The 11,500-nt window shown below is 47.5% G+C and carries 5 protein-coding genes; 2 read left to right on the forward strand and 3 right to left on the reverse strand.

Annotated elements, in window-relative coordinates:
• Window positions 1-9 precede the first annotated feature (9 nt).
• Window positions 10-2,208 carry a DUF4838 domain-containing protein gene (locus KTG12_RS19030; protein ID WP_138272687.1) on the reverse strand — a complete coding sequence of 733 codons (2,199 nt, stop codon included), beginning with the start codon at window positions 2,206-2,208 and terminating at the stop codon, window positions 10-12.
• 15 nt (window positions 2,209-2,223) lie between these two features.
• A complete protein-coding gene (locus KTG12_RS19035) occupies window positions 2,224-4,902 on the reverse strand; it encodes a glycoside hydrolase family 3 C-terminal domain-containing protein (RefSeq protein ID WP_254189050.1) in 2,679 nt (892 codons plus the stop codon).
• 1,025 nt (window positions 4,903-5,927) lie between these two features.
• On the opposite strand from KTG12_RS19035, the gene KTG12_RS19040 reads away from it, so the two are divergent.
• Together KTG12_RS19040 and KTG12_RS19045 are read left to right on the forward strand one after the other, a co-directional pair.
• Window positions 5,928-9,146, forward strand: coding sequence for a SusC/RagA family TonB-linked outer membrane protein (locus tag KTG12_RS19040; RefSeq protein ID WP_055284960.1), 3,219 nt, complete (start codon window positions 5,928-5,930; stop codon window positions 9,144-9,146).
• Between the two features lie 6 nt (window positions 9,147-9,152).
• Window positions 9,153-10,802, forward strand: coding sequence for a SusD/RagB family nutrient-binding outer membrane lipoprotein (locus tag KTG12_RS19045; protein WP_230320138.1), 1,650 nt, complete (start codon window positions 9,153-9,155; stop codon window positions 10,800-10,802).
• A 464-nt stretch (window positions 10,803-11,266) separates the two neighbouring features.
• Here KTG12_RS19045 and KTG12_RS19050 read toward each other — a convergent pair.
• Window positions 11,267-11,500 (reverse strand): DUF4121 family protein (locus tag KTG12_RS19050; RefSeq protein ID WP_216945508.1); only part of this gene is annotated, 234 nt, incomplete at its 5' end.

Below are 11,500 nucleotides of genomic sequence, written 5' to 3' on the forward strand. Positions count from 1 at the left end.
ACGGATTTTTTAATATACACTTACTTCATCCATAAAAAACCAGGCAGGATAACCTACGCCATAATGCCAGTCTGGGCATAATCCGATCCCTTTGACCTCAACTTTGATGTATCTGGCCTTGACAGGGCTATCCGACTCCGCTTTTCCTTCGACAAATTTAACCTGCAGGTCCCGGTCTTCAGCAAATGTAAACGAGCCGAAAGGTTTGTATGTCGTATTGTCCGAGGATATAGAATAGCTGACACTATGAGGCAATAAAACCCAGCCACCTAGTTGGTGGAGGAAATCCGCTTCTATCCGGGTGAAACTTTTCTCTTCGCCCAGGTCTAGAATGAAAGCACCGTCCGTCCCGTTCCATCCTACCCAGCTTTCTACATATGTTGTTCCTCCGAACAGTTCGTCGGTCAGGGCTGTTTCGCCCAATGTTTTATAACGTTCCTGAGGCGGGATGATCCAGGTGAGGGAGGCGCCGGAGGCCTTGCTTTGCTCGTTTTGCGGCAAGAATCGTTTCTTGTACAATTCACAATATTCGCCGGGTGCGTTTTTACGTTCATTCAATGACGTGACGCCGAACTGACGGGTACGCCGGTCGAATAGCCCGAGTAATTCCCTGATCTTCGTTTTATCTGTACCGACCTGTGTACGGGCGATCTCGAGTTCCGAATATTGCAGCGGGAGGCGGGATAATTGTACGCGGCACAACAGTACGGTATCTCCAGCGACGGCTTCCTCTGCCTGGTCGAACAGTTCGTTGTATGTTTTCAGCAAAACGGGGTTCAACATGCCATTTTTATGGGATATCGGAGAATCATATATCCATAACGGTTGTCCGCCGGCCAGCAGTGCGCCTTGCATGATCTTCTGGTATTGATACAGGTAAGGGGCGGCCGCTCCGTAATAACCATTCATGAAGGTACGCATCAGGGAGTCGGCGTTCTGGTATGGGTCCCACATTAATTTTCCGATCATGTAAGCCCGCATCTCAGAGAAATCCCCGCCCCGGATACCATTTACCTGCGAAAAGTGCATTGTCACATGATTTTTCTTGAATAGTTGGATATTCTTTTGCAGGATATGGAAGTTGGGGAATGGTGAGACGATATTATCGAAATTGATCCCATAATCCCATACAAATATATTGTCGGATATCTTCGACCATCCTTCCAGCGCTTTTACGAAATCACGGCCGGAGGCATTATCGGTTAACGGAACCTCACGTTTACAATCTATGTCACACAACATGATGTTGACGTTGGGTAACGGTTTCACATGCTTGGGCGGCTGCATGGAATACAGATAAGCCAATGTGGAAAATTCTTTATCAGGGAAACGTTCGGCCAGTTTATTCAGGAACCGGATCAGGTTGCCGGAAGGTGAACCTTCGTACTCGTCTACTTCTTTACAAGCCGGACAGGAACAATTCGTATTGTTACCGTCGTTCTGACTGACCGAAATCATTTTCATGTCCGGGTGAGCCTTAAAGATCGAATCTAGCTGGCGTACGGCCGCGTCGAATACTTTAGGGTTGGTCAGACACCACTGGCTGTTGTGTCCCGGACGATGCTCACCGTTGATGAATGAGTAATATTCGGGATGTTCCTTGCCAAACCGGTCGGACGGCAGAATACGGTTGAACGTGTGTACCCACATGTTTTCGATAAACATGTCTTTTGGTTCTTCCAAGCGGAACCATAGCTTATAGACCGGGTCGTCGTTGTTATAGCTGTAAGTTTGGCGATAACGGAATGCCGGTGTTTCTTCCCTGTGGATAGCGGGAAGTGTGATTGTCTGCATCGGAGTCAACGTATAGGCCTCTTTTGCAAAATAGGACACGCCCATGTATTGTTCCAATAAGGAAACTACACCATAGATGGCGCCTTTATCGCCTCCGCTGGATATTTGTAGTTGTTCGTTTGCTGTCGTTTTCAGCAAAAAACCGTCTTCTCCGGCTGAGGCTTGTTTTCCTCCAATCAGAATGTCCCCGCTTCTTGCCTTTGTATCAGCAACGATCGGAAGCGTAGCCTGGCTGATCCGTTTGACAAAGTCTTGCAGCAAGGTGGCTGCTTGCTCGTTCACTTCATTCTTCTCAACTAATACGATTCGTGAAGTGGCTTTACCATCCTTCACAAGGGTTATCTGTGCTGATACCCTGGAGGAAAGCCCAAACAGCAACATCAGCATACCCATGCATTGAATCAATTGTTTCATGGTAATTGTTTTTATTTAATGGTTTGTTTCTAAAGTCATTGGATGATTTATTGTCAGTGTTGTCTTTAACCGGATATCTTTACAAGAGCGCCCGATCATCAGACGGAAGTCACCCGGTTCGATCACGCGGTTCAACTCTTTATCCAGCATGGACAGGTCTTTCTCGTTTACAGTGAAGTGCAACTCTTTTGTTTCTCTCGGTGCCAATGATACAGGCTGGAAATGGATCAGCCGCATAATTGGTTGGGTTACGGAAGCGACCTGGTCGCGCAAATAGAGTTGTACGACTTCATTGGCTGCGTATTTCCCCGTATTTTTCACCGAAAAAGTAACATGGAAAGCTGTGCCATGTACTGCTTTCGTCACTTTTAGTCCAGAATAATCAAATTCGGAATAGCTCAATCCGTGACCGAAAGGAAAAAGCGGTTCACCGGTCAGGTTGAGGTAATCGTCGCTCCGCCCGGTCGGTTTATGACTGTAATTGAGTGGTAGCTGGGCTTCGTGGATCGGGTAAGTGATCGGCAGTTTGCCTGAGGGGTTATAATCGCCGAATAAAACATCGGCAACCGCATTGCCCCCTTCCACTCCCGGATACCAGGCATTCAGTACGGCCGGAACTTGATCCTGCCATTCAGACATGACCACGGCACTTCCACCGATCAAAACAACAACAGTGGTTTTTCCTGTTGCTGCGACTCTACGGATTAACTCTTCCTGCCGGCCAGGCAATGCCAGATAGCCTCTGTCACGGAATTCTCCCTCTTCAATACCCACGACAACGATGGCGATCTCGGATTCACGGGCAGCTTGTACGGCTTGTTCGATGGACTGGTCTTCATTTTTTGTATCCACGTCCCAAACAAACCGGATACGTGCGTTTTTTGTATTCTCATAAAACCTGATACGAATGTCATATTCTTTTCCTTTTTCAAAGGTAAAAGGAACTAATGTATGACCGAAAGAGGTTTTATATGGTTTGTCTACTAGCACTTTTCCATCAACGGTCAGCTGGTAACCGTCATTTCCCTCCAGCCCGAGCCGATATGTTCCGGAGACGGGAGATTTTAATTTCCCGTTCCATTCGACAGAAAACCAATCGACAGCCAGGCAAGAATCCGGGGCAAACAATGTCCATGAGAATTGTATGCGTTTGTCAATCCGTTTCAAATCGGGGACTCCTTCATAGGAGATATTATTGAAATAGCGCCCTTCCAGTCCCGGCAGTCCGTCTAATGTGGATAAATAATAGGTTGGGACGGTCAGATATTCCGGATTGATTCGTTTACATCCCTCTTCGTAACGGATGATAGCTCGATCGCCCAGTCTATTTTTCAATCCATCAAGAATGCTGACTTTGTCAACGCCCGGTCCGCTGTACCCTCCTAAACGGGCTTGAGCGGCATCTTGTCCGATAAGGGCGATACGTTTTACTTGTTTGGATAACGGCAAAACCCGATTTTCATTTTTCAATAACACGATTGATCTGCGAGCTGCTTCGAGAGCCAGTTTCCGGTGTGCGGAGCAGGCATTCCACTTCTCCGCCTCATTTTCGTCAATGTAGGGATGCTCGAACAGACCTAGGTGGAATTTCGCTTTTAATACTTGTCCTACAGCCCTGTCCAGCGCTTCTTCCTTAACTAAACCATCTAGGCAAGCCTGTAAGAATGGTCGGTGTTCATCGTATGTTGTCTGGAAGATGACATCCAAACCTCCATTGATTGCATCAGCTCCTGCTTCCGAGAAGTTATTGACGGTGTGATGCAACTTGTGGATGATACCGACAGCATCTGCATCCGCAATCGTAAATCCGTCGACTCCCCATTCGTTCCGGAGTTTGTCGATCAATAACCAGGGATTGGCTGTACAAGGAGTTCCGTCTAACATATTATATGCAGTCATTACAGACTGCGACTGTCCTTTTTGGAAGCAAGCCTTGAAAGGAACCAGATGCGTCTCTTCCAAAAATCGTTCCGTGAAATGGATCGGATTACTGTCTCGCCCTCCATCTCCGGAATTGGCGGCAAAGTGTTTAGGGGTGGTTATCACTCCCATTTCTTCAAAACTTCTTACAAAGTTGACACCCATGCATGCCGAAAGATATGGATCTTCTCCATAGGTCTCTTCCGTACGTCCCCAACGCACATCTGTTGCGAGATTAACCACGGGCGATAGTATTTGTCGGATACCACGTGTTTTCGTTTCCATGGCGATGGCATGGGAGACTTGGCGTACCAAGGCCGTATCGAATGTGGCGGCCAATGCGATGGATTGGGGGAACGCCGTGGCTCCACCACGAATCAATCCGTGTAAAGCCTCGTCGAATGCAATAATCGGTATGCCCAGTCGGGTTTCTTCTACGAAGTAACGTTGGATCTCATTGATTTTTTTAGCCATCTCTTTTGCTGTCAATTTCGGGTTGTATTGCAGCAATTGTTTGAGTTCCGGATTACTGGTTCCTATAGTTGAAACCTGGAATCCGAAGATACCGTGGGAAAAGCGGTCTTTCCCTTTATCCAGCTCACCAGGCATCATATATGTTTGCCAGAACTTCTCTTCGATCGTCATTCTCCCTAATAAATCCTTCACTCGTTCGTCAACCGGAAGTGCCGGATTCTTGTAAGGAGGTATTTCCTTGACCGAAGTGAAAGAACAAAGGATAATAATTGGAAATAATAGTAAATTAGTAGGTTTCATGATATTAATTATACTTATTGTACCGAGTACATATTGTTTATCGCGTGCAAAATTCAAAAAAATCAGGTATAAAAGCAAACGATCAAGAGAGAAATATATTAATAAACAGGGTATGACTGTTATGTTCGATTGTTTCGCTATCTTTTTGACAAGCACTTTTAACAAATGAATCATAATAGTTTGTTAAATAATTAGAAGTCATTTTGAAATGAATAAAATAACCTTATATTTCAATATAAAAATAATTAAGTATCAGCAAACTAAAAAATATGATGGTTAGAGTTTACAGTATCAATCAAGTTACCAATGGTTATTGAATAACTTGAATATAAGTTCCTGCGCCTCGTTAAGATCCTTACAGACAGAGAGTGCCAAGGAGCGCTTGGGATTGGGTTACGGACAAATTCGGTTGGGTTGTTGAAGCCGTACTCTGGCTAAATGAGCGCCCAAACGAATTCCTTGTCTTACCTAAGAGATGGATTGTTGAAAGATCGCTCTCTTGTTGAGGAACTCCAGAAGATTAACTATTGATTATAAATATCTGTGTGAGATGGCTGAAGTTATGTATCAACTAGCTTTCATACAGATTATGCTTAAAAATATTTCTAAGGATTTCAATCTTAAATCAGACACAAGAGTATGGTAAATAGTGACCTGTGCCAAATAAATCGGCCTTATTTTGGTAGAAAGATTGCCTTTCGTTTAGAGCGGGACCATGCATACTTGAGGTTGTTTTGGTCTCTGGATGAAACTTGTCCCAGCGGAACTAACGTGTTTTAGATACGTTCAAGATTTGATTTTCTTGGTTTCAAAAGGTAATTTGTGACAAATGTGTTGTTTTTAATAAAAAAGCACCATAAATTTAAGTATAGTTTACAAAAAAGTTGTATCTTTACATCGCATTTATGCAATAGACCATGAATGATACATTAGTTCCGCTGGAACCATGTTCATATTGTGATATAACATTACAGGAATAAATGTAATCAATCTAAACTTAAACTTAATTTTAAAACAAAAGCAAGATGACAAAGAATGAATCTAAGCTATTATCCCTTCAATGGATAGCTAAAACCTCGGCGTTCTGTTTGTTGCTTTCCGCTTTTTCTGTAAACGCGGCGATGGCCGTTCCTGCTTCCGTAGGCACGGTTGATGAGGTGATGGGCGTACAGCAGGACAAGAAGGTGACAGGTACGGTCGTAGACGAAGCGGGTATTCCCGTAATCGGTGCGAACGTGATCCAAAAAGGTACGACAAACGGCGTGATTACGGATCTAGACGGAAACTTTTCTTTGGAGATTCCCAATGGGGCGGTAATCGAGATCAGTTATATCGGTTATGCGACACAGGAGATCACGGCGAGCGGACAGACGGGCTTGCAAGTGAAACTGACGGAGGACACGCAGAAGATCGATGAGGTGGTAGTCACCGCATTGGGTATAAAACGCCAAAGCCGCTCGTTGGGTTACTCCACGACGCAAGTGGGTGGCGAGGACTTTACGATGGCCCGTGACCCGAACCTAGGTAACGCCCTTTCCGGTAAGGTGGCCGGTGTTAGCGTAGGCGGTAACTCGACCGGTACGGGTGGTTCCTCCCGTGTGATCATCCGCGGAAACGCCTCCCTGACAGGTAATAACATGCCGCTATACGTGGTGGATGGCGTGCCCTTCAGTAACCAGAACTTAGGATCGGCCGGCACATGGGGCGGTATAGATATGGGTGATGGATTGAGTAACATCAACCCGGACGATATCGAGAGCATACAGGTGTTAAAAGGTGCCGCCGCATCCGCATTGTACGGATATCGCGGTGGTAACGGTGCGATCTTAATCACGACCAAGTCCGGAAAGAAAGGTAAGCCTGTGAACATCGAGTTCAACAACAACTTGACTTTTAACATGATCTACGACTACCGAGACTTTCAAAATGTGTTCGGGCAGGGTGATTATGGCGTACGTCCTACCTCCGTAGCGGGAGCTGAGACCACGCAGACTAGTAGCTGGGGAGACGTTTTAGGTGGTACGGCGACCAACTTCCTAGGAAATGAGGTGCCTTACGAGTATATCGACAATTGGCCGAATTTCTACCGCACGGGTATCAACAACTCAACTTCCGCCTCGCTCAGCGGCGCGGGAGACAAGATCACCTACCGCTTCGGCGTATCCAACGTAGCAGAGAAGGGACAGTTACCGAACTCTAGTAACAGCCAGCAAGGTATCAATATGAATACGACGTATGATATCTTGAAGAACCTGCACTTGATCGTGAGCGCCAACTATGTGTTCGAGAAGTCGAAAGGCCGTTCGAACCTGTCCGATGGCAACGGTAATACCAACGCAACCTTGCTGCACTTGGCGAACTCGTTCGATGTACGTTGGTTGGAAAGAGGCTCGGCGAACGCTCCTTGGGGTTCCTTTGAGGACGGCTCGGAAATGAACGGTAATGGTAACCGCAATGTATATTTCAACAACCCCTACTGGTTGCAGTATCGGAAAACCAACGATATGCAGAAGAACCGCTTGACGGGATCAATGACCTTGAAATACGACATCACGGATTGGTTGTATGTGCAAGGTGCCGTTCAACGCGATGGTTACAACTTGGAGTTCAAACAGATACAGCCGACTGGAGCCGCCGCGGATCCACAAGGCTGGATGACGGAATACTCCCGTAGCTTCTCCGAGATGAACTTGAACTACCTGATCGGGTTCAATAAGGAGTGGGGCGACTGGTCGGTTGGCGCCACGTTGGGCGGTAACCGTCAGCGTACGATCAACAAGATGTTCTATACGACGGATGGAGGCCGTCCGTTTATCGTCGATGGACTGTGGTCTGTAAATAATCTCAGCGATAAACGATCGAAGAAGGACTATTCGGAATACCGGGTGAACTCCATATACGCTACGGCGGACTTCGGATGGAAGAACCAAGTGTTCTTGAACCTGACGGGACGTAACGACTGGTTCTCCACCTTGAACCCGGATAGCAACAGCTATTTCTATCCGTCCGTAACGCTCTCGTGGGTATTCTCCGATACCTTCCGTGACAATATGCCGGATTGGTTCGATTTCGGTAAGATCCGCGGCTCGTGGGCAAGCTCCTCCAATGGTACAGATCCATACAAGACCTTGATGGTGTATAAGGTACAGAATTTCCAGATCAACGGACAGACCGGAGGTACGGCAAACAGTAACCAATTCGCGAATCCAGACTTGAAACCGGTCAGCATCAAGGAGTACGAGGTGGGCTTGAACCTAGCGTTTATGAGCAACCGCCTATCGTTCGATATGGCGTACTACAACAAGAACACGACAGACGATATCGCTGTTGTCACCACGTCCAGCGCGTCCGGGTTCGGATCGAAATACATGAACGTGGGCGAGATCCGGAACCAAGGTTTCGAGTTCATGGTGAATGCGACACCGGTGCATACGAAGAACTTCTCATGGGAGACGACCTTCAACTTCGCATACAACGATAGTGAGGTGAAATACCTGGGAGGCGTAAAGTCCCTGTCTATCGACGGAGCCTCCGCACGCTCGGGCAACGTGACCGTCCGCAACATCGTAGGCCAGCCTTACGGTATGTTGGTTGGCTACAAATACGCCCGTGACGAGCAAGGCCGGGTCATCCATAAGAACGGTATCCCGCAAGCGACCGACGAGTTGCAGAACCTAGGCAACGGTGTCTACAAATATACCGGAGGATGGAGCAACACGTTGAGATTCCGCGATTTCTCCTTGTCGTTCTTGATTGACTACAAGGCAGGCGCGAGCCTCTTCTCCGGCACGAACTACTCGCTCTACAGCGAGGGTCTGCACAAGGGTACGTTGCTTGGCCGTACAGTTGATAACCCGGGAGGCAGTGGCTTTATCGGTGCCGGTGTCATGATAGATGACAATGGAAAGATCCTTGGAGAGAACAACGTGGCGGTAAACGCACAGGATTATCACAAGGGGATCGTCAACAATAATATCGCCGAGGAGTTCGTCTACAATGCCAGCTTCATCAAGTTGCGTGAGTTGTCGCTCGGCTATACCTTCCCGCAGTCTGTCTTGAACAAGATGAAGGTGGTGAAGGGCTTGAGCGTCTCGTTGGTGGGACGTAACCTATGGACTATCTTGAAGCATACCGATAACATCGATCCCGAGTCAGCTTACAACAACACGAACGGACAGGGCTTGGAGTTGAACGGTTATCCGGCCACGAGAAATGTCGGTTTCAATGTCAATGTCAAATTCTAATCACGTTTGAAGAAGTATAATAATATGAAAAAGTATTTAGTATATATGACGTGCGCCGCCGCGGCCATGATCGGGGGAACGGGTTGCAGCGATTTCGGGGATGTGAATATGGACCCGGAGCACCTGAATTCGGAGAATATCCCGACCGAGTTATTGTTCACCAACGGTCAGCATCAGATGTTGGGATCTGATTGGGACGTATGGCGAAACGGTTGTATCTATGCGGCTCAATGGATGAGCCATACCGCATCGTTCAATTGGTTGGGTAATGCGAATTACACTTGGAACGACGGCTACTCAGGTGCGTATTGGGAAATCTACAACGGTGACACGCGCGGGGCGCTCCGCGACATGAAAGATGCGGTGGAGGCTTGGAAAGAGGATCCGTCACGGCAGACCGATTACCAAATCGCTCGTATCATGCTCGCCTACGGCATGCACCGCATGACCGACCTTTACGGGGATATCCCCTACTCGCAGGCGGTACAGCCGGAGTTGTATTCCTTTCCGGAGTATGACACGCAACAATCTATCTATATGGATTTGCTGAAGGAATTGAACGAGGCACAGGCCGCCTTGAACGGCGCATCGGCGGCAGCGATGAAATCGGCGGACAACTTCTACCAAGGCGATGCCTCGAAGTGGCGGAAGTTTGCCAACTCACTGATGCTGCGCATGGCGATGCGTATGTCGAAGGTAGACCCGGCCGCAGCGGAGCAATGGGTGAAGACCGCGGTAGCCAACGGGGTATTTGAGTCGGATGCGGACAACTGCATGCTGATGCATGCGGGTGGCTTGACAACGAACGACTCCTCCGAGCCATACGCCAAGATCTACTCGCACGAGGATCGCGGCAACTTCTTCCTGACCGAGTATTTCGTGGATCTGTTGAAAAGAACTAACGATCCGCGCCTGCCGTTGATCGGTACGGTGTGCGAGGATCCGACCATCTCGGTGCAGGCGGGTAGTGACTTCCAATATGGCAATTCCGATCCGGCCGTCCAGAAAGGCTTGCCTAGCGGTTTCTCCGACAGCCCCGATAGCCCGTGGTTCGTAGGTAACAAATACCCCGAGTTCAAGGACGAGGATTACCGCAGCACGTACAGGAGCCGTTATTCCACGATAAACCGTTATACCTATTCCGACCCGACGGGCCCGACGTTCGTCTGCACCTATGCCCAGACGCAATTGTTGCTGGCCGAGGCTGCCGTACGCGGCTGGGTAGACGGGAGCGCGCAGGCTTACTACGAGAACGGCGTACGCGCTGCCATGCGGCAGTTCGCACAGTTCCCCAACGGCACGGCGCTGTATAATCAGTATCTGACGCAGGCCGCGATCGACCGCTATTTGACGGAGAACCCGTTTAATGCATCGAATGCGTTGGAACAGATCAACACACAATATTGGATCAACTGTTTCTGCGATGAATATGAGACCTTTGCTAACTGGCGTCGTTCCGGCTATCCGGAATTGAAATCGACCTATGACGCGGCCAATCCGTATCCTAACGCAGATACGAATGGCGAGATCCCCCGTCGTTTCCGCTACCCATCGAAAGAGTCGCAAGACAATGCGGCTAATTATGAGGCAGCTGTTAGCCGTCTGTCCGGTGGCGATCACTTCAGTTCTCGCATATGGTGGGACGTGGCGAAATAAACCACCCTATTGATCATCGCAATAAAAAGAAAGAAAATGACTACTCTAGTAGTTACAAATTGTTATTATAAAGCCAAGAAATGGCCATATTATTGCTTGACACATTAAATTGTACAGATAGTAGTAGTATAAGGTACTATTTTTGAATAACTGATGGCATGAGGGGATAAGAATGAGCAATCATCTTATCCTCTCTTTGTATATTCGGTTAGCCTGTTTAGTTACATAGAATTAATGTACACTGAATTTTAGTGTGATTATCTTACTATTATATCGAAACAGGTACTTGTTCTCGAAAAAAGCATTTCTTATGAAACTACAAAAAACATAAGGTAAGATATACCATGTTCCATCTTTTTCGTAAGCGACTACAAAACCGTCTCCAACCATCGATGATATACCCTTGTTTCCTTCCTGCCGCATGTGGCAGGAAGCAGGGTGATTTTTAATGTGGCGATACTGTGTTAATAGTAGAATGTGGTCAGATGTGTTTTATGATCTTTTACAATCTTTACTTTCTGCATCTGTCCGTATATTTCACGCACGGATATCGGACAGTTCATCTTTTCCCACTCTTCCGGGGAAATCCTCATATCGGAATGCCTGAAACATAGCATGACCATCTCCTGGGAATCCTCTTCTACGAATATGAAACCTTCATGGTCATTGACAAACTGCTTGAGTCCATCCTCATCCTT

The organism is Parabacteroides sp. MSK.9.14 (genome assembly GCF_019041495.1).
GTDB lineage: Bacteria > Bacteroidota > Bacteroidia > Bacteroidales > Tannerellaceae > Parabacteroides > Parabacteroides merdae.

What these genes read in the sequence shown, in the direction of transcription:
- KTG12_RS19040 (WP_055284960.1), top strand. Translation starts at nt 5,928, where the DNA reads ATGACAAAGAATGAATCTAAGCTATTATCCCTTCAATGGATAGCTAAA.
- KTG12_RS19030 (WP_138272687.1), bottom strand. Translation starts at nt 2,208, where the DNA reads ATGAAACAATTGATTCAATGCATGGGTATGCTGATGTTGCTGTTTGGG.
- KTG12_RS19035 (WP_254189050.1), bottom strand. Translation starts at nt 4,902, where the DNA reads ATGAAACCTACTAATTTACTATTATTTCCAATTATTATCCTTTGTTCT.